This is a genomic window from Mesorhizobium sp. ANAO-SY3R2 (genome assembly GCF_042466635.1).
GTDB lineage: Bacteria > Pseudomonadota > Alphaproteobacteria > Rhizobiales > Rhizobiaceae > Aminobacter.
Window position 1 is genome coordinate 245494 of sequence record NZ_CP159954.1, and the last position, 18295, is coordinate 263788.

General features: G+C 62.5%; 19 protein-coding genes. 6 read left to right on the top strand and 13 right to left on the bottom strand.

Translation table 11 applies throughout. The features are described from left to right. Positions 1-11 precede the first annotated feature (11 nt). The gene (locus tag ABSY17_RS03960; protein ID WP_378941827.1) at positions 12-1808 is read left to right on the top strand and encodes a hydantoinase B/oxoprolinase family protein; all 1797 of its coding nucleotides are present in this window, start codon (positions 12-14) and stop codon (positions 1806-1808) included. Here the strand turns inward: ABSY17_RS03960 and ABSY17_RS03965 are convergent. After that, positions 1699-3804, bottom strand: coding sequence for an FUSC family protein (locus tag ABSY17_RS03965; protein ID WP_378941829.1), 2106 nt, complete (start codon positions 3802-3804; stop codon positions 1699-1701). The genes ABSY17_RS03960 and ABSY17_RS03965 overlap by 110 nt on opposite strands. 2 nt (positions 3805-3806) lie before the next feature. Further along, complete coding sequence (locus tag ABSY17_RS03970) at positions 3807-4307, bottom strand: MarR family winged helix-turn-helix transcriptional regulator (RefSeq protein WP_378941832.1); 501 nt, start codon at positions 4305-4307, stop codon at positions 3807-3809. Positions 4308-4488: 181 nt separating this feature from the next. Between ABSY17_RS03970 and ABSY17_RS03975 the strand changes: the two genes are divergently transcribed. Beyond that, complete coding sequence (locus ABSY17_RS03975) at positions 4489-5841, top strand: MFS transporter (RefSeq protein WP_378941834.1); 1353 nt, start codon at positions 4489-4491, stop codon at positions 5839-5841. 24 nt (positions 5842-5865) lie between these two features. Here the strand turns inward: ABSY17_RS03975 and ABSY17_RS03980 are convergent, their stop codons facing one another. Beyond that, positions 5866-6486, bottom strand: coding sequence for an alpha/beta hydrolase (locus ABSY17_RS03980; RefSeq protein WP_378941837.1), 621 nt, complete (start codon positions 6484-6486; stop codon positions 5866-5868). Positions 6487-6893: 407 nt separating this feature from the next. Between ABSY17_RS03980 and ABSY17_RS03985 the strand changes: the two genes are divergently transcribed. Then, a complete protein-coding gene (locus ABSY17_RS03985; protein ID WP_378941840.1) occupies positions 6894-7649 on the top strand; it encodes an SDR family NAD(P)-dependent oxidoreductase in 756 nt (251 codons plus the stop codon). On the opposite strand, the gene ABSY17_RS03990 is transcribed toward ABSY17_RS03985, so the two are convergent. Next, entirely contained in the window at positions 7598-7825 is a 228-nt protein-coding gene (locus ABSY17_RS03990) for a hypothetical protein (RefSeq protein ID WP_378941843.1), read from the bottom strand. The two genes, ABSY17_RS03985 and ABSY17_RS03990, sit on opposite strands and share 52 nt — an antisense overlap. Before the next feature lie 213 nt (positions 7826-8038). On the opposite strand from ABSY17_RS03990, the gene ABSY17_RS03995 reads away from it, so the two are divergent. After that, positions 8039-8296 carry a hypothetical protein gene (locus ABSY17_RS03995; protein WP_378941845.1) on the top strand — a complete coding sequence of 86 codons (258 nt, stop codon included), beginning with the start codon at positions 8039-8041 and terminating at the stop codon, positions 8294-8296. A gap of 277 nt (positions 8297-8573) precedes the next feature. Here ABSY17_RS03995 and ABSY17_RS04000 read toward each other — a convergent pair whose 3' ends face one another. The 9 genes from ABSY17_RS04000 to hmgA form a co-directional block, all read right to left on the bottom strand. Next, a complete protein-coding gene (locus tag ABSY17_RS04000) occupies positions 8574-9812 on the bottom strand; it encodes a hypothetical protein (protein ID WP_378941847.1) in 1239 nt (412 codons plus the stop codon). Positions 9813-9834: 22 nt separating this feature from the next. Next, positions 9835-10455, bottom strand: coding sequence for a M15 family metallopeptidase (locus tag ABSY17_RS04005; protein WP_378941849.1), 621 nt, complete (start codon positions 10453-10455; stop codon positions 9835-9837). Next, positions 10452-11084, bottom strand: coding sequence for a hypothetical protein (locus ABSY17_RS04010; protein ID WP_378941852.1), 633 nt, complete (start codon positions 11082-11084; stop codon positions 10452-10454). The genes ABSY17_RS04005 and ABSY17_RS04010 overlap by 4 nt, the downstream gene beginning before the upstream one ends. Before the next feature lie 66 nt (positions 11085-11150). Continuing rightward, positions 11151-12785, bottom strand: a complete 1635-nt coding sequence (locus ABSY17_RS04015) for a hypothetical protein (RefSeq protein WP_378941854.1) — start codon at positions 12783-12785, stop codon at positions 11151-11153. 188 nt (positions 12786-12973) lie between these two features. Beyond that, positions 12974-13558, bottom strand: a complete 585-nt coding sequence (locus ABSY17_RS04020; protein ID WP_378941857.1) for a hypothetical protein — start codon at positions 13556-13558, stop codon at positions 12974-12976. 90 nt (positions 13559-13648) lie between these two features. After that, entirely contained in the window at positions 13649-13888 is a 240-nt protein-coding gene (locus ABSY17_RS04025; RefSeq protein ID WP_378941859.1) for a hypothetical protein, read from the bottom strand. 146 nt (positions 13889-14034) lie between these two features. Continuing rightward, positions 14035-14670: a maleylacetoacetate isomerase gene (gene maiA / locus ABSY17_RS04030; RefSeq protein ID WP_378941861.1), complete on the bottom strand. Its 636-nt coding sequence runs from the start codon at positions 14668-14670 to the stop codon at positions 14035-14037. Positions 14671-14675: 5 nt separating this feature from the next. After that, a complete protein-coding gene (locus tag ABSY17_RS04035; protein WP_378941864.1) occupies positions 14676-15692 on the bottom strand; it encodes a fumarylacetoacetate hydrolase family protein in 1017 nt (338 codons plus the stop codon). A 7-nt stretch (positions 15693-15699) separates the two neighbouring features. Beyond that, positions 15700-17049, bottom strand: coding sequence for a homogentisate 1,2-dioxygenase (hmgA, locus tag ABSY17_RS04040; protein ID WP_378941866.1), 1350 nt, complete (start codon positions 17047-17049; stop codon positions 15700-15702). A gap of 82 nt (positions 17050-17131) precedes the next feature. On the opposite strand from hmgA, the gene ABSY17_RS04045 reads away from it, so the two are divergent. Both ABSY17_RS04045 and ABSY17_RS04050 read left to right on the top strand, forming a co-directional pair. Further along, positions 17132-17581 (top strand): MarR family winged helix-turn-helix transcriptional regulator, encoded by a 450-nt coding sequence (locus tag ABSY17_RS04045; RefSeq protein ID WP_378941870.1) that lies wholly within the window; start codon positions 17132-17134, stop codon positions 17579-17581. Positions 17582-17762: 181 nt separating this feature from the next. Further along, complete coding sequence (locus ABSY17_RS04050; protein WP_378941872.1) at positions 17763-18293, top strand: MarR family winged helix-turn-helix transcriptional regulator; 531 nt, start codon at positions 17763-17765, stop codon at positions 18291-18293. Positions 18294-18295 lie beyond the last annotated feature (2 nt).

Genomic DNA, 18295 nt, shown 5'->3' on the forward strand with positions numbered 1-18295 from the left:
GAACAACCGTCATGGACACCAAGCCCACCTTTGACCTCGACGTCGCCGAACGCCGCGTCGATCCTTTCCTGATGTCAGTGCTGAAGAGCCGCTTCGAAGCCATCGTGCGCGAGATGACGCTGGTGGTGATGCGCGCCAGCCGTTCGGCGGTCATCAAGAATGCCCGCGACTTCTCCTGCGCCATCCTGACCTACAAGCACGAGCTTGTTTCGGTCGAGGACGCGCTGCCGATCCACGTCATGTCGATGGACATGGCAACCCGGCCGCTGACCGAGTTGTTCGACGACATCACCCAGGGCGACATCTTCCTGAACAACTGCCCCTATACCGGCGGCACCCACCACGCCGACCTGATCATGGCGATGCCGGTGTTCTACCAGGGCGAGCCGCTGTTCTGGGTCGTGGCGCTGTCGCACCACGCCGACACCGGCGCGCCGGTGCCGTCGACCTACCTGCCCTTCGCCAAGAACATCTTCGAGGAAGGCATGCACTTCCCCTGCGTGCGCGTCGGGCAGAACTACGAGGAGAAGAAGGACATCCTGCGCATGGGCACCATGCGCAACCGCGTGCCCGAGATGTGGCTCGGCGACGTGCGCGCCCAGATCGGCGCCTGCAAGACCGGCGAGCGCCGCATCGGAGAACTGTTCGACCGCTATGGCCGCGACACCATCATGGGCTTCGTCGAGGACTGGTTCGACTATGGCGCGCGCTGTGCCAAGGCGGCGATCGCCAAGCTGCCGGCCGGCTCCTACAGCTATGAGACCCGCCACGATCCGGTTCCTGGTGTCGCCGAGGAGGGCATCCCGGTCCGCGTCACCATCAATGTCGATCCGGCCAAGGGCGAGATCGTTGTCGACGTGCGCGACAACATCGACAACGTGCCCGGCGGCCTGAACCTGTCGGAAAACACCTGCACCGGCTCGTGCCGCATCGGCGTATTCAACAACCTCGACGAAAGCATCCCGCACAATGAGGGCGCCAAGTCGCAGATCAAGGTGCTGATGCGCGAAGGCTCCGTCATCGGCAAGCCGAAGTATCCGGTCGGCACCTCGGTCGCCACGACCAACGTCAACGATCGCCTGATGATTGCCGGCAACGCGGTGTTCTCGAAGATGGGCGCACCCTACGGCCAGGCCGAGAGCGGCTCGCACCTGCCGGCCGGCGTCGGCGTCATCTCGGGCGCCGATCCGTTCAAGGGTGGCAAGTCCTACGTCAACCAGGTCTTCGTCGGCTACGGCGGCGGCGGCGCGCGCGACGGTTTTGACGGCTGGCTGACCTATTGCGGCCCGGCCAATGCCGGCCTGATCCAGCTCGACTCCGTCGAGGTCGACGAGTCGATGTATCCGATCGTCATCGAGCGTCGCGGCGTCATCCCCGGCTCGCAGGGTTTTGGCGAGTATGAAGGCGCACCGGCAGCGGGCGGCGTCTTCTACCCCCTCGACCACGACATGACCATCGTCTACGCTGCCGACGGCACCTCCTTCCCGCCGCGCGGCGTGCTGGGTGGTGGTGACGGTGGCGAGAGCGCGAGCATCAAGGTCGTGGCCAGCGGCGACAAGGTCGTGCTGCCGGCCTTCGCCGAGGAGAAGATCGAGAATGGCGCCAAGATCGAGTTCGCGGCCTGCGGCGGCGGTGGCTACGGCGACCCACTCCGCCGCGACCCGGCTCGCGTGGCGGCCACCGTCAACCGCGGCTGGCTCAGCCGCGAGGAAGCCGAGCGCGTCTACAAGGTGGCGCTGAAGGATGCCGCTGAAGCCGGCCTGCTCGCCGTCGACGAGGCCCGCACCGCCACGCTGCGGGCGGCCTGATATACGGCCCAGAAATTCCCGCGGGAGATTTGCCTGCGGGACCACATCGATCGGCCAGGGCGGCATCCCCACGGGGTGCCGCCCTTGGCGCTTCTGCATCGCATGGGATGCAGGGCAGGGTCAGAGCGCCGCCCGCTTGAAGAACGCCAGGTTGTCGCGCAGGGCGGAACTCGCCGCAGAGACCAGATCGGCGTCGCGTGCCCCATTTCAAGGTGCGTTCAGGATGGCTGGCGATCTTTCTGATACGCCCCAGGGCCGCGTCGATGGCGCGCGCTACGTCGGGCGGCGTCATGGCCTCGTCGCGGATTTCCCGCAGTTTCAGCGCGGCGGCCCCCATCGCGTAGACGGCCAGCGCGCCGTCTACCGACGAATGCCTGCTTTCGCCCGTCTTGTCCGACCAGCGCACCAGCCTGAGCAGGCGATGGTAGAAGCGGGCGCGCCACACTTGCTGGTGCTTGCCTGTGTCCGCCGCACCGGCCATACCTTGGAGGTCGTGGATCATCATCCTCATCAGCGTCCTCATGCGTCGATGGGCATCAGCGGGAAAGATGAATCGGAAGGCGATCAGTGCAATCAAAGGGGCGGCGACCACAGCCGCGGCCATCGAAAGCGAGCCGGTAAAAGTTCCCTTGAGCGGAAAGGCCGGCTGCGACAGCAGCAACAGCACCATGCAATAGTCGGTGGCTCCGAACATGGTCCTGCGATGGGAAAGGGGGAGGACGCCGACAAGCACGAACGGCATCAGCATGAAAACCAGTTCGAGATCGGATGTGGCGTGCGGCCAGACCAGCCAGCGGCAGGCGAGGGCACCGAGAGCGCCGAAAACCTGGCCGACCAACACCTGACGCATGATCCATGCGGGATCGTCCCAGGTCGAGAACAGTGTGGACATGACCGCCGTTCCGAGCAGCAGATAGGGGCCGGACGTCCAGCCGGTCGCCACCCAGATGGCACCCAGCAAAAGCATGAGGCCGGTGGCGCGAATCGTGGCTTGCCGCGCCCCGACCCAGTCGCGGTGCAGAATGACGGTTTGTTCCAGGCGTGGCATCCTGGCCTCGCTGTCGCTGACGCCGAGGCGGTCGCGCAGTGCCGTCACGATACGCAGGATGATGTCGCGCAGGGCCACGTGGGGGACGGCGCGTTCCGCCGCGCGCTCCAAGGCGGCGATAACCTCTGTGGCCGGCGCTGACGCATCGAGCAGGCGTGCCGCAGCTCCCAGTTCCGCGCCGACTTCGGCGGCGACGGGAATGCGGCGCCAGCTCCTGAGCCAGACCAGGGCGGAAACCTGGGCGGCAAGAATTGCCCGTATTGTCCGGGCCGACCGGCGCGAGCGCAGCGAACCCGCGCCGTGCGGTTCGAGCGCCTCGTCGATCCAGGCCATTTCGCGCAGCATCGCGTGCTGATCCTCCAGCCCACCGCCGCCGCTCAGGCGCTCGGCCATATGGCGCAGCAGGCCCGCGCTCAGCCGTCGGGCGCGACCGACGACGGGGTCTTCCGCACTGGCCGGCGCGAAGATCAGGCCGACCAGCAGCGCAGTGACGACGCCGGTCAGCACCGTCAGCAGCCGATCGGCGCCGAGCGCCAGCACGTGTTGGGGATGAGCGGTGTCGAGTAGCGCCACCATGGCGGCCGAGTAGCCGGCCAGCAGCGTGCCATAGGCGGTGAAGCCGCGCAGGAGATTGCCCAGCCAGGCGCAGAGCCCAACCCATGGCGCCAGCCCCAAAACCAGGATGGCCGGCTCGCCGCCCGAAACAAAGACGATCAGGACACCGACGATGGTGCCGACCAGCGTGCCCACCGCGCGAAAAAAGCCCTTTTCGAGCAGCATGTTGCGGGCTGGCTGCGACGCGGCAAAGACCGTCATCGCCGCCCATTGCGGGTGTTCAAGCCCGGCATACCACGCAACGAGCAGGGCCAGGCAGGCGGCCAGCGCGGTGCGCAGCGAAAAACGCAGACGCTCGATGTCGAAGCCGAGCCGCGAGATCCAATGCGCCATGGCTACTCGCTCTTTTGTTCCTGTATGTCGCGCAGCCGCTTGCCGATCCGATCGAAGACGTCGAGCATCGTGTCGAGTTCCGCGTCGCTGATATCAGCCAGCATATCCGCCTCCGCCCCGGAAAGAACCCGGCGGATTTCCGTGACCGCCTCGCGCCCGGCATCAGTGAGGAAGATCAGGTTGGCGCGGCGGTCGGCCTTGTCGACCCGTCGTTCAATCAAGCCCTTGTCGGTGAGGATGTCGAGCAGCCGCACCAAAGTTGAGCCGTCGATGCCGACCAGACCGGCGAGGTCCTTCTGGGTGATGCCGCCGCCGGATGCCTGCAGATGGACCAGCGGCGCCCAGGTCGCATCGCTGAGTCCCGCACTGTCAAGGCTCCTTTCGAGCACGCGCCGCCACTGCCGGGCGAGCACGGAAAACTGAAGGCCGAAGCGGTGCCGTGCGGGGAGGGGATGCGATGTCATGGGATACTTTGTAATAAAATAATTTGAATTGCCAATCATTATTGCGTTTGTTACACGCCCCACCAGCATTTGCACAAGGCCCTTGCGCCTCAACGGGCGCGGGCGCTCGTCGGGCGCAAGCGCTACAATGGATCGCGTGCGGCATGGGCCAGTTCGGCCATGACCGCATGTCCGATGCACGCAGCATCGCTGCGTCAGGCCCGGCCACGGAGTAGATTTGATGTCATCGACAGTTTCAGCCTTGCCGTCGGAGGCGGCGCCCGCCAATCCGCGCTCGCGTGTCATCCTGGCCAGCCTGGTCGGCACCACGATCGAATTCTACGACTTCTACGTCTATGCGACGGCGGCCGTGCTGGTGTTTCCGCATCTGTTTTTCCCGGCCGGCAATGAGACGACCGCGCTTTTGGCATCCTTCGCTGTCTTCGGTGCTGCCATGGTGGCGCGGCCGCTCGGCGCCATCTTCTTCGGCCATCTCGGCGACAAGCGCGGCCGCAAGGTCACCCTGGTTGGCGCGCTGCTGACGATGGGCATCGCGACCTTCCTGATCGGCGTGCTGCCGACTTATGCCGTCGCCGGTTGGCTGGCGCCAGCCCTGCTGGTGATCCTGCGCCTTGCCCAGGGCTTTGCGCTTGGTGGCGAGTGGAGCGGTGCGGCACTCGTGGCAACCGAAAACGCACCGCCCGGCAAGCGCGCAATCTTCGGCACGTTCCCGCAGCTTGGCGCACCGATCGGCTTCATCATCGCCAATGGCCTGTTTCTGATCATTGCCGCAGCCTTGCCCTCCGACGACCCGTCGCGGCCGTCCATCGCCTTCCTCGAATGGGGCTGGCGCATTCCGTTCCTGTTCTCGGTGGTGATGGTGGCCGTCGGGCTGTGGGTGCGCCTCAACCTGGTCGAGAGCTCGGCATTCGAAAAAACAGTCAAGACCGGCCAGGTCCGCAAGCTGCCGCTCGCCACCGCCTTCCAGGCGCACTGGAAGGAGCTCATCCTTGGCACCTTCTACATGCTCGCCACCTACGTGCTGTTCTACCTGATGACCACGTTTTCGCTGAGCTATGGCCGCGCGGCAACCGATGCGGCACTCCCCGGCCTCGGCTACGACTACCGCACCTTCGTGATGATGATGATCATCGGCGTGGTGTTTTTCGGCGTCTTCACCCTGCTTTCCGGCCCTTGGGCCGAACGCTGGGGCCGCCGCAAGACACTGATCTGGATCACGCTGGCGATCGCCGTCTTCGGCCTGCTCTGGGTGCCAATGCTTTCGGGGGGCAGTTTCGGGGTGATGGCCTGGCTGATCATCGGCTTCAGCCTGATGGGCATGACCTTCGGGCCGATGGGCGCGCTGCTGCCGGAACTGTTCCCCGCGAACGTGCGCTACACCGGCTCGGGCATCGCCTACAACGTGTCCTCGATCCTGGGCGCCGCTGTCGCCCCGTTCATTGCAGTGGCGCTGTGGAGTGCTGGCGGCGGCAGCCCCTTCTGGGTCGGCATCTACCTGTCGGCCATGGCCGTCATCACCCTGATCGCCTTGCTGATCGGCAGCGAAACCAGGGATGTCGACATGGAGGCCTGACGGCGCGCCGGCCCTCCCAGTCAATCATGCGGCGAGCGCGCCGGCGACGAACTCCACGCCCAGTTGCGCACCCTCCGCGGTGATCGTATGCCCCGCGAGCGGCAGGATGCGGCTCTGCGCGTCGAGCCCGAGATTGCCGAGCATGGCTGCAGCCTCTGTCGAATGGCGTGCCGCGATCACCTGATCTTCCGCGCCATGCACCAAAAGCACCCGCGTCGATTTTGACGGCGTCAGCGGCGTGGGCGAGGCGAGGCGGCCGCAATAGGCGACGACGGCCGCCACCGGCCAGCGCCCAGTCGCGACAGCATCGAGCGCCATGATCGCACCTTGCGAGAAGCCGACGAGCACGACCCGGTCCAGCCTGTCGAGCAATCCATGCTCATCCACCGCCTTGCGTAGCGTCTCGTCGAAGCCGGCCCGAGCCGCTTCGATGCGCTGCGGCCGGTTGGCGTCGTTGACGCCGTCTACGCTGAACCATTGCCGGCCCGCGCCGTCGCCGTCGAACACGGCTGGTCCATCAGGCGCGGCAATCTCTGCCCCGGGGAGCAGGGGAGCCCATTGCCTGGCAAGCGGCAGCAGGCTCGCGCTGCGGCTGCCGACACCGTGCAGGAAAACAATGAGGCTGTCGGTTTCTTTGGGAGGCATGGTCGTATCAGGTTCCGTTTTGGGCCGATGGCGCGATGGCGGTCAGCGCTTTCGCGGCGGGGCGGCTGCAGCCTATATCATCATGGCGCTGCGCCGTTCCTTGAGCGCGGTGGCATATTTATCCCTTGCACGTCGCGCTTCAAGGTAGAACCCATCCCCGCTTGAGCCTGCTACCGAAGCGAACTAGCGACGCGACACTGCCAGCTTGGCCGTCGTCCGAAGGGACTAGGACAGGAGCATGTCAACGAAATAGCAATTTGGGATCGAATCCGTGCAGGCACGGCAGTGCCGACGCTTCAGGGGAAGCCAGTCCGGTTGGACGGATACCATCCGGACTTCCCCGAAGGTCGAATCCCGAACGCCGGCGCAATCTTTGAAAACGTCATCTTCATTGAGGGAGGAAACCAATGAACGGAATTGCAGGCCGCGTGGCGGTCGTGACGGGGGGTGGCAACGGCATCGGGCAGTACTGCGCAGCGCGCCTCGCGGCAGACGGTGCTTCGGTCGCCGTTGTCGATCTCGACCCAAAGGCAGCCGAGGCCGTCGCGGCTGAAATCGGGCAGGGCGGCGTCCGAACCCTTGGCCTCGGCGTCGACTGCACCGATCTCGCTGAGATCGAGGACGCCTTCAAGCGCATCGCCGGCGAGCTTGGCCCCGTCGATATCCTCGTGAACAATGTCGGGCAGAGCGCCCGCGATCGCATGTCGGACTTCGCCGACGCCGACATGGCCGTGCTGGACTTCATCCTCGACGTGAACCTCAAGAGCTGCGTGCTGTGCTCCCGCCAGGTCGTCGGCAGCATGAAGGAGCGTCGCCACGGCAGGATCGTCAGCATCACGTCCGAGTCGGCTGTGAACGGGTCGCTCAAGACCTGGGAGTATTCAGCGGCCAAAGCCGGCGTGATCGGCTTCACGCGTTCGATCGCCAGGGAGCTTGCGCCCTTCGGCATCAACGTCAATGCCGTCGGTCCGGGCACGACCCACACCCGCGCGATCGACCAGCTTCCGAAGGATCTGGTCGAGCGCATCAGCAAGGGCATCCCGGCCGGCCGCATCGGGCTGCCCAGGGATATCGCCAATGCCGTGGCCTTCTTTTCCGGCGACCAGAGCGACTACGTCACCGGCCAGACGCTTCTGGTCAACGGCGGCAACTGGATGCTCTGACGCCGCGCGAAGAAGCGCAACGCTGCCGTCGCCTTCTTGGCGGCGGCATGCACCATGTGTATGGCGGCCTGCAGGGCGAAGCCATCGTTCGACATGGCCAAGTTGGCTCCGGCCTGACGCCAGCGCTCGATCTTGCGGCGTTCATCCAAATCGATCTGGGAGTAGGTGCGTCTCATGTGCCATTCTCTACAAGCGATAAGCCTCTGATATCGCTGCAAAGTCGCACTTCAAGGTAGAACCCACCCGCCAACGCCAAAATGCCGGATAAGAAACATACAGGAACTTTCGTTTCCATTTGTTGCTTATCTTAAGCAACACAGGGGTGGACTGATTTGGCCTCCCCTGTCAACATTGCTTTTCCACTTTCGGCATTCTTTCAGGAGGAAAGCATGACACCGCTCTATACATTCCAACGAGCCGAGCTTGAACGCATTGCTAAGCTCAATGATCATTTGAAGACTGTCGCCCAGAAACGGGCACATAACGAGCGGATGAAAGCCGAAGGCTTAGTGCAGGTGCACGGTTGGGTGCACCCACATCAGCTAAACGACCTAGCCGTCCTGATACACAAGCTAAGGGCCGACCCTAAACTTATGGTCGGCCCTGTCAGACATGAGATGACCGGCAAGCTTCACAAGCTCCGCTAACCGCACCACGGTACAAACCTTTTTGTTCCAAAGCCGCTCCCAACATGGGGGCGGCTTTTTTTCGGGTCCGGCCTTTCTTTGCACTTGAAAAGGTCGCGCGACTTTTTATTGTCGACGGTTTTTTGAACCGGCTCCCGAGAGAGTGCTTTTGTGGCCTTAAGACCCGTTGAGATATTGAGCCGCGAGCGGCGGGGTTTGACATTAGTGGTTTGCGCTAAGAACCCAGCCGCTACGCGCCTGTCGTGCTCCGCACGCGCTACCGCCATCCTTTGAGCCGTCACAAGCCGCCGAATGGCTCCAGCGTCTCTGTAGACGGGCTTTGGAGGGGAAGGGGAGGAGGCAGCGCCCGCACCAAGTGCTGATAGCGCAGGCCTACCGAGACTGTAGCGTAGGCCGTTGCCTCCCAGTCGTGAAGCCGTGCCAAGGCTTCCGCCTTTTGCACTTCCGCTTCTTCCAGAGCGTCCACTTTTCTTTCCCATTCCCTTTGTCCTTCATCGCTAGGTTTGCGCTTTTCCCAAGCGCCGGGGTCCATGAATTCTTCGACCAACTTCGAATGTGGCATAAATCGCCCTGGGTGAGCTTCCGCCCACTGATCAACGAAGGACTGGCAAAACAGCTTAGCCGCAGCCGACCCGGGCCGCAGCATGAAGGGCACGCGCTCACCGTTGGGCCGGTTCACGCCGGGGAATTGGTACTTGAGGTCTTTCGGCGGAATACCCGCCTCGACATGCAGTCGTGCCTTGTGGTGCAGCCAGTCCGCGCCGATCAGCGGGACTTTGGACATTCTGCACATCGCCTGTTTTTCTTCGCCGCCGAGGTCCTTATTCAGGTACTTGCATACGTACCGGACAGCGGCGGCTGTTTCTTCTGGCGACCGTCCAAGCGGTTCCCACGTCGAGAAGCCATGCGGCCAATGTGGTTCAGCGAACCTAGCCTGCTTGCAGGAGCAACGAGGCTTGTGGCCGGGAACGTCGCATCTATGCGACGGCTTGTGTGGTGGAACTGGGCCGGTAGGGACATTCAGCGTCTTCCCACGCTTACGCTTGGCCCGCACGTCCGCGTTGTGCTCGATACGCTTAGCGATCTCAGCGGAGTTGTCCTTCCAGAAGATTAAGAGATGCCAGTGCGCACGGCCCTTTGTGGAGCCGTACTCGCCTACGGCGAAATAACGTGGGCAGTAGCCCGACGCGCGCAAGCGCTTCATATATTTCTGGACATCAGAGTATGTTAGCAGACGCGCCCTAATGTGATCTTCCGATCCATTTTCGTCTCGACCGTAGGTCAATCCGACGAAAAATGGCGCGACAGCAAATATACTTTCCGCAATGCAACGTCCGGTCCAGTCGTCAACCGACCGTCCGATGCATTGCGAGCAATAACGACAGCCAATCATCGTTCCGTCATCAAGCATTGCTGGGCATTTGCACATGATGAATGATTGCCTGTCAGTAATTGCACATGGGGACAAGAAAGTGAGTGCGGCGACGGAAAGATTTTTTTGATACTTGCGATCCAAAAATCTTTCCGTGCCTCGTCGCTCACAGTTCCGTGAGTGACGAATACCGGGGAATACGGACTGGCTTGCCGTCTTCATCGACGCCTTTCCAGTCCGTTAGTTCCCAATGGGCCGGGTCATAGAATTTCCAGTCCCCGCCCCAAGAAACATTGAGGCCCGCCGCTTTGGCGTATTCCTTGCCGATATGGCCGATGACGGCCCATTGTCGTTCTGTCAGGTCCCAATGGAACCGACAGTGGACGATATCGACCGCACAGCCCCAATTGTGGGGGCTTTCGCCCGGCATGGCTTTGGTTCGCTTGCGCTCGAATAGCGCTAGCTGTTCATCAGGCGTTCGCCAGACGCAGTGGGCGTACATGGGCACGCCAATTGCGGCCATGCGCTTGATCAGGCCCGCCTTGAACTCGAGTATGCGCAGGTGCGCCTCCAGTTCGTTGGCCCGCGTCTGCATCTCGCTATACGCGATCGATCGCAGGAAGGCGGGGTGCGCCATACCGGCTATCGCTTGGCTATAGCCGGTGTCCGCAACGGGCTTTGGAGGAGGAGGCGGGAATACCCGCTTCGCCCTTTTCGGGTCCGGTAGGACGGACTGCCTTTCGGCAGTCCGCTCGACCAGCGCGCGGATTTTATCGCGCATGCTCATTTGTTTTCGCCCTGAGGCGTCTGGTTAGCGCCGTTGGGTACGGCGACACCTGCGCCCGGCCCTCCAGCATCCCCGGCAGCGGGCCGAGCACCTTCCCCGGCGTTCGGCTGGACTGCCGCGACAGGTTCTTGATGTTGCGCAGCCGCGCCGCCATGTACTCCAGACTGTCTTTCATTCATCGCTCCGATTTCGGCACGAATTGACGCGAGTTCCGCCGCGTGTGCCTTGTCGCGACGAAGCTGGTTTTGCGCCGCTTGGAACATGACGTATTCCAGCGCCTCGTTGCGCGGCTGGCGCTCATAGATGGTCGAGAACGTCTCGCCGTCGCCCTCTGACCAATACTCCTCGGCTTCCGAGGTCCAGTATTGGATTTCGCACTCATCCGGACGAACCGGCATCAGTTCGAAATCGCCGTCGAAGACAAATTCGAGCGTCTGTAGACCGGCAGGAACGACCGCCAGAAAGCGTTCGTCCTCGCCCGCCTTGATGTACCAGTTGCAGCCGAATTCGCTGTTGAGGTCGAGGCGGACCTTGCGCGCCTTGCCAGCATCATAGTGAGGAGCCGTAAAGGCGAGCGACTTTCCGTCGAGAACGCGCCAGTCCGCAAGATTGCCAAGCTTGATGGTCATTTTCTAGTTTCCTTGTTGAAAGGCCCGCTAGTGACCCAAGGCCACTAGCAGGGCAGGGGACGAGAATTAGGGCTTGGCGCGCGTCTGGTCGACTTCCGCCAGAACCTTGGCGTAGTCATCGGACGCCTCAATGAGGCCAGCGCCAAACTGCGTGTTGCCGTTGATAAGCAAATCACCCTGGATGACGACTTCCGCAATGTCCGACACAGTGTCGGCGAACGGTTTAGTGTGGATCGTCGTGGCGAGATAAAATTCAGGCCCGAGCGTCGGATTGAGCGCTTCCGACGCCCAGAAGCGTTGCCGATCCTCATCCGTTGGCGCATTCGCCACAGGGCGGAAGAATTTGCCGCCAATGTGCGGAATTTTGTTGTTCCACCGCGCATTCATCGGCTCATAGCCGAAGCGCGTGGACGGCGCCGAATGATCAAGATCGATACGATCATTCGAAACGATGTCCACCTTATCCGGGTCCATATAGTCGCGCACGAAATCGGGGCGATTGAGCTTGTTATTGTCGAGGTGCAGCCACGGATTTTTCTGGCGCTCGAACAACTGTTCGGGCGTGATTTCCGCGATGATCATCAGCACGCCGCCCGTATTGAGAACGGGAACGCGAATGTTCAGATCGACGAACGTTGCTCCGTTCGCGACATGCTCGGTCAGGTTCGCGGCATCCGTGGCGTAGCGCTTGGAGAAACCAAAGATCGTTGACGCTTCGCCAACCAGCATCGGTTCCTTAAGATACTGGTCAGGAACCTCAATGCCGTCCATGAGCATGTTGACCAGCCATTCGTCAGTATATCCCGCATACTGCTCTCGCATGCGGGCGAACTCTTGGGTCTTTTTCGCCAACTCAAAGTTGGAAAGCGACAGCGTAATGCCGTTATTCTGCAACTCCGCGACAATTTGCGGAATTTGCGGGCTGCCGGCACCGTTCGTTTTGATCGCGACAGCCGCTGTGTTCGCCAGCTTGTAATGCGGATACGTCACCGACGCGCCGCCTGTTTCACGGACGGCCTGAGAAGCGCCGGACGAGCCCGAACCTTCGATCATGCCTATGCCCTTAACGGGCAATTGGCCGTTGACGACCGACAGCGCGACGACGCCGTCCACCTTGGCGCTATCATAGTCCGGCACGATGTGCGCGAACATCTCGTGGTTCCAGAAGGCAGGCGCAAGGTTCTGCTGCAACCGCGTCCGCGCCGCCGACGCATAAAGCGCCTTTGACCGGTTACGCAGGCGGAAATTGAAGATTTCGTTGTAGGCTTCCGTGAACATCGAGTTCACTTGACTGCCGACCTTGGAGTGCATCCCCAGATACACGAGGATGTCCGAAAACTTGTAGGCCGGTGCCGCGATGGTTTCGTAGAACGGAACGACCGCCTGCGTAGGGTAGGGAACCTGCCCCTCCCACGAGCGGTTGAGGACATCGAGACTGCCATTGAAGCGCTCGAATGCCAGCATCGGCACCACATACGCCTTCACATCGACGCGGACGGCATTCATGAGCACATCCGCCGTTTCCATGAGTTCGAACGAGCACCGCAGCGGACCCTGCACGATACGATCCATGCGATGCAGGCCGCATGCATAAATCGGCACAGCCTTGCCAGCGGGCAGGGACGTGATACCCCGCGCGGTTTCGACGCGGTTTGTCCTGGGGATTTCCACCGGGACGGTTGAGGTTCTGTTGACGTTCATTTCCGGCTTCCTTTCCTGAAGCGTTTCACTATTTTGAGAAGCAACGCCCGGCGCCGTGCACACGCACCACAGGGCTTTTTGGAGGGTTTCAACATGTCACCCGTCGTCCGATTTGCGCTCGACCTTGCGGCCTTGCTGTTCATTGGAGCCGTCACCGTCGTTGTCTTCATCGCCGGTTTTTCGCTCTACTAGCGCCACTGGATACGGAAGGTCGGCCACCAAGACTTTTGATCGTCTGGCAGCTTTTTGACCGACACAGGATTTTCCATGCCCTTCTTGATCTTCTCGAAGGCGTTCCCCGGTGTCGTAGGCAACCCGGAGATTTCACCGGGCTTCGCAGTCGCGAACGGCGGAACCAAAATCTGCTCCCCGTCCGGCAGGTCCGCATTGGGTAGCCACACCATTTGCCCGCCGCCTGTCGGGCTATTATCCCGCCATTGCGTGTACAGGTCGGGCACGGCCTTGGTGACATTGCGCGCCCCGGTCGAAACCGGCGCGCCGCCAATCGACTGCGTTGCCCGCAGCCTTGCGGCAGTATCGGCCTGAATGTTGGCGAGCGTGGCTTGCTTGATTTGATGTTCAAGCTTCGCCGTTGCATCGCGCATCGGGTCAATCGACGCGATGGCGTTGCCAATCCCGCCAATCGCCTCCGCGATGAACTGGCCAGAGGCAAGGGCAGGGTGATGGGTGGTGGTAAACCCCGCGCCCCCACCAGCGCGGAGCGCGGTCAGGGGATTAAACCCCGCCGCTTCCGCATTCTTCCGCATCTTCACGTAGTCGATTTCGGAAGTGGTGGACTGCTTCTTCCTGCCGAACAGCGAGCCGATAAGGCCCGCGCCAGCAGTGATTAATTCTCCGATGAACTAGTCACCCTCCCGAAGAGAAGGACCACCATTGTGGCCGATCAGACGAGCGGCCTCATCATGTCGGTTCGTGGCAGCATAAATTAGCTCCAGACCGACGACCAACGCGGCACCAAGCGCGCTGATCAGTTGCGCCGTCAGATCGCTATCCATACCGCGCGCGATCATATAGGCTGCGAGCATCGTTCCAGCCCGCTCAACGAGGGGCTTGAAGACGCCGCGAAGGAGCATTCCTTTCATGTTCGTTTCCTTTCCAGTTAAGGCGGAAACGAAAGTTCAGGCAGCATCTAGCGACCGAACCGCAAGTGACCTTACGGGTTAGTCGCATAAGAAACATTATGGAACCAGCAAGATAGATTCCCCGAAGCTGCCGGCCTGCGGAAGTTCTACGGCTTGACCCGGTCCGGATGCGCCGTGGCGAAGGCATCGATGGCTTCGCAGTGGCCGGCAATTTCCAGCAGGTGCGGCATCGCCCCTAGATCGACCTCCCAGCGCCGGGCGTTGTAGACCTGCGGCACCAGGCAGAAATCGGCCATGCCAGGCGCATCGCCGTGGCAGAATTGCCCGGTCGCGGGGTTATCGAGCAATTTCTCGAAGGCGGCCAGGCCATCGCCGATGAATTTCTGCATCCAGGCCTGGCGCGCAGCTTCGCCGTCGCCGGCCTGCCGCATCATCTCGGCCACCACGCTGGGGTTGCACACGGGGTGAATTTCCATCGCAATCGCGTATGACAACTGCCGCACGCGCTGCCGCCCGACCGGATCGGACGGCAGGAAGCCGGCGGCGCGTGTCTCATTCAGGTACTCGATGATCGCCAGCGACTGGGCGAAGCTGTGGCCGTCGATCTCCAGCGCCGGCACCAACCCTTGCGGATTGTATGCCAGATGCTCGGCCGACTTGTGCTCCTTGGCCAGCAGGTCGACTGGCACCGAGCGATAGTCGATGCCCGCCATGTTGAGTGCGATGCGCACCCGGTAGCTCGCCGACGAACGCCAGTAGTCGTGGAGCACGGTCTCGGCCATGGCGCTCATTCCTTGTCGTATTTTGCCACCGTCTGCTCGATGGCGCCGAAGATCGAATGGCCGTCGGCATCTTCCATCTCGATGCGCAGTTCATCGCCGGATTTCAGGAACGGCGTCTTCGGCGCCCCGTGCTCGATGGTCTCGATCGTCCTGATCTCGGCGATGCAGGAATAGCCTGCCCCGCCCTCGCCGATCGGCTTGCCGGGGCCGCCGTCGAGCTTGTTGGAGACCGTGCCCGAGCCGACGATGGTGCCGGCTGACAGTGGTCGGGTCTTCGCTGCATGGGCGACCAGCGTCGGGAAGTCGAAAGTCATGTCGACGCCGGCATCGGCACGGCCGAAAGCCTTGCCGTTCACCGACACCAGCAGCGGCAGATGCAGCTTGCCGCCGAACCAGGCGTCGCCGAGCTCGTCGGGTGTGACCGCGACGGGCGAGAAGGCGGTGGAAGGTTTTGACTGGAAGAAGCCAAAACCCTTGGCGAGTTCCGCCGGGATCAGCCCGCGCAGCGACACGTCGTTGACCAGCATGACGAGCCGGATCGCTGCATGCGCCTCGTCGCGGCTCGCTCCCATCGGCACGTCATCGACGATGACGGCGACCTCGCCCTCGAGATCGATGCCCCAGGCCTCGTCGGCCATCAGGATAGGATCGCGCGGCCCGAGAAAAGCGTCCGAGCCGCCCTGGTAGATCAGTGGATCGGTCCAGAAGCTCTCGGGCATCTCGGCCCCCCTTGCCTTCCTGACCAGCTCGACATGGTTCACATAGGCCGAGCCGTCGGCCCACTGGTAGGCGCGCGGTAGCGGCGATGCCGCCTCGTGCTCGTGGAAGCGCATGGTCGGCTGCCAGCCGGTCTCGATACCCTCGGCGACATTGGCGAGGCGCGGGCCGACATGGGCCCAGTCGTCGAGTGCGGCCTGCAGCGTACGCGCGATGTGGCCGACCTCCGAACAGCGGGTCAGGTCCCTGGAGACGACGACCAGCCGGCCGTCGCGGGTCGAATCCTTCAGCGTCGCGAGTTTCATTGTGTCCTCACTTGATGCCCGGGGTGCCGTCGAACTTGCGCTCAAGTCCGTCCCAGCAGTCAATGTAGTTGTCCTGCAGCGTCTCCAGTTCGGCGGCGAACCTGGTCAATTGCTGGGGAAAGCGCGTCTCGAACATGAAGGCCATGGTGTGGTCGAGCTTGACCGGCTTGAGTTCGCCGTTCGACGCCTTCTCGAAGCCCATGGCGTCAGGCCCGTGCGGCAGCATCATGTTGTGCAGGCTCATGCCGCCGGGCACGAACCCCTCTTCCTTGGCGTCGTACTGGCCTTGGATCAGGCCCATGAACTCGCTCATGATATTTCGATGATACCATGGCGGGCGGAAACTGTGTTCGGCGACCAGCCAACGCGGCGGAAAAATGACGAAGTCGATATTGGCCGTTCCCGCCTCGCCCGAGGGCGCGGTCAGAACGGTGAAGATCGATGGATCCGGATGGTCGAACAGGATCGCGCCGACCGGCGAGAAGGTGCGCAGATCATATTTGAACGGCGCGTAGTTGCCGTGCCAGGCGACGACGTCGAGCGGCGAATGGCCGATTTCGGTGACATGGAATTTCCCGCACCATTTGACATGCACACGGCACGGCGTTTCCTTGTCTTCATAGGCGGCGGTCGGCGTCTTGAAGTCCCGCGGATTTGCCAGGCAATTGGCGCCGATCGGCCCGCGGTCCGGCAAGGTGAACTTGGCGCCGTAATTCTCGCAGACATAGCCGCGATGGAAGGTCTCCTCGCCCAGGCGAAGAACCTTGAACATCATGCCGCGCGGCACCAGGCAGATTTCCGACGGCTCGACATCGATGATGCCCATTTCGGTGAAGACCCTGACAGCGCCAACCTCCGGCAGGATCAAGAGTTCACCGTCGGCATTGAAAAAGTAGTCGTCGACCATGTCGTCGTTGAAGGCAAAGACATGGGCGGCCATTCCGACCTGGGTCATCGCATCGCCCGCCGTGGTCATGGTGCGGATGCCCTGAATGAAATTGAGCTTCTCCTTGGGCGCCGGCAGCGGGCCCCAGCGCAGCTGGCCGAGCGCCAGCGAGTGGTCGTCGAGGCAGGGCGCGGTCTTCCAGTGCGGCAGGTTTTCGGCCGAAAAGCGCCTGGTGTGGCGAACGCTCGGGCGGATGCGGTAGAGCCAGGAGCGCTCATTGGTGCCGCGCGGCGCGGTGAAGGGCGAGCCGGACAGCTGCTCGGCATAGAGGCCGTAGTTGCATTTCTGCGGGCTGTTCTGGCCCTGCGGCAGAGCCCCCGGCAACGACTCGGTCTCGAAATCGTTGCCGAAGCCGGGCATGTAATTCACCCCGGCCACGGCCGCTACCTGCTTGTCGGTCTTGTCCAGCATGGCTTGCGCCTCCTCTGAGCACATGAGATCGTCAGATGGTTGCAATTGTAACCGTCTATTTTGTAACCATCAAAGGCTGCGCATGCCCGAAATGTTCGACCTGGAAAGTTTCCTGCCCTATCGGCTCAATCGCGCCGCCGAAATGATCAGCCTGAGCTTCGCTCGCGAATACAAGCAGCGCTTCCAGATGACGCGGCCGGAATGGCGCGCGCTGGCCGCCCTCGGCAGCATCGGCCGCATGACGGCAACCGAGATCGGCGCACATTCCCACATGCACAAGACCAAGGTCAGCCGCGCCGTGCGTGCGCTTGAACAGCGTCGTTGGCTCAACCGGACGGAAGACGATGACGACCGCCGCGTCGAGCATCTTGAGCTGACGCCGCTCGGCCAGAAATCCTATCAGGAGGTCGCCGCCCTCGCTCGCGCCTATCAGGCTGCCCTGGAGGAGGCGCTCGGCAAGGGTGCAATCGAGCGCATCAAAGCCGGGCTGGCGGATGTCGAAAAGGCGCTGCTGGCGAAGCGACGGGCATAGGCTTTTCTTCCTCCCTTTGGGGGCTTGTGCCGGAGACGACAGCGATCCGCGCTGCGCAGATTGCGTCGAGGCTCTCGCGACGCATGGCCGGCCTTGTCCAAGCGGTCCAAACGGCACTACAACAGCCGGGGTCGATCCGGCGCCGTTCGTGCCGCTTCGAGGTTTGAGGAAAATGCGGTCGATGACGGGCGAGCACGACAACACCAACGACATCACGACAGACTGGATCGACGGCGAGACCAAGGTGCTGGAGGCGCCCGGCGATCATGGCGCTGAGCTTCGGCTGTGGCTGCGCCTGCTCACCTGCTCGACGCTGGTCGAGACCGAGGTACGCCGCCGCCTGCGCGAAGAGTTCGACTCCACCCTGCCCCGTTTCGACCTGATGGCGCAACTGGAGCGCGCCGAGGACGGCATGGTGCTCGGCGAAGTGTCCAAGCGCATGATGGTCTCGCCCGGTAACATCACCGTGCTGGTCGAACGCCTTGCCGAAAGCGGCCATATCAGCCGCACCACCTCGCCCACCGACCGCCGTGTCCAGATCATCGCGCTGACGCCCTTTGGCCGCGCCGAATTCGAAAAGATGGCGGCGGCCCATGCCGATTGGATCGCCGACCTGTTCGGCGGACTTGCCACCCCCGACAGTGCAGTGTTGCTCGAGGAACTCGCCAAGCTCAAGCGCTCGATCGTCGCCTCGCTCGGCAAGGCCAGTTGAAC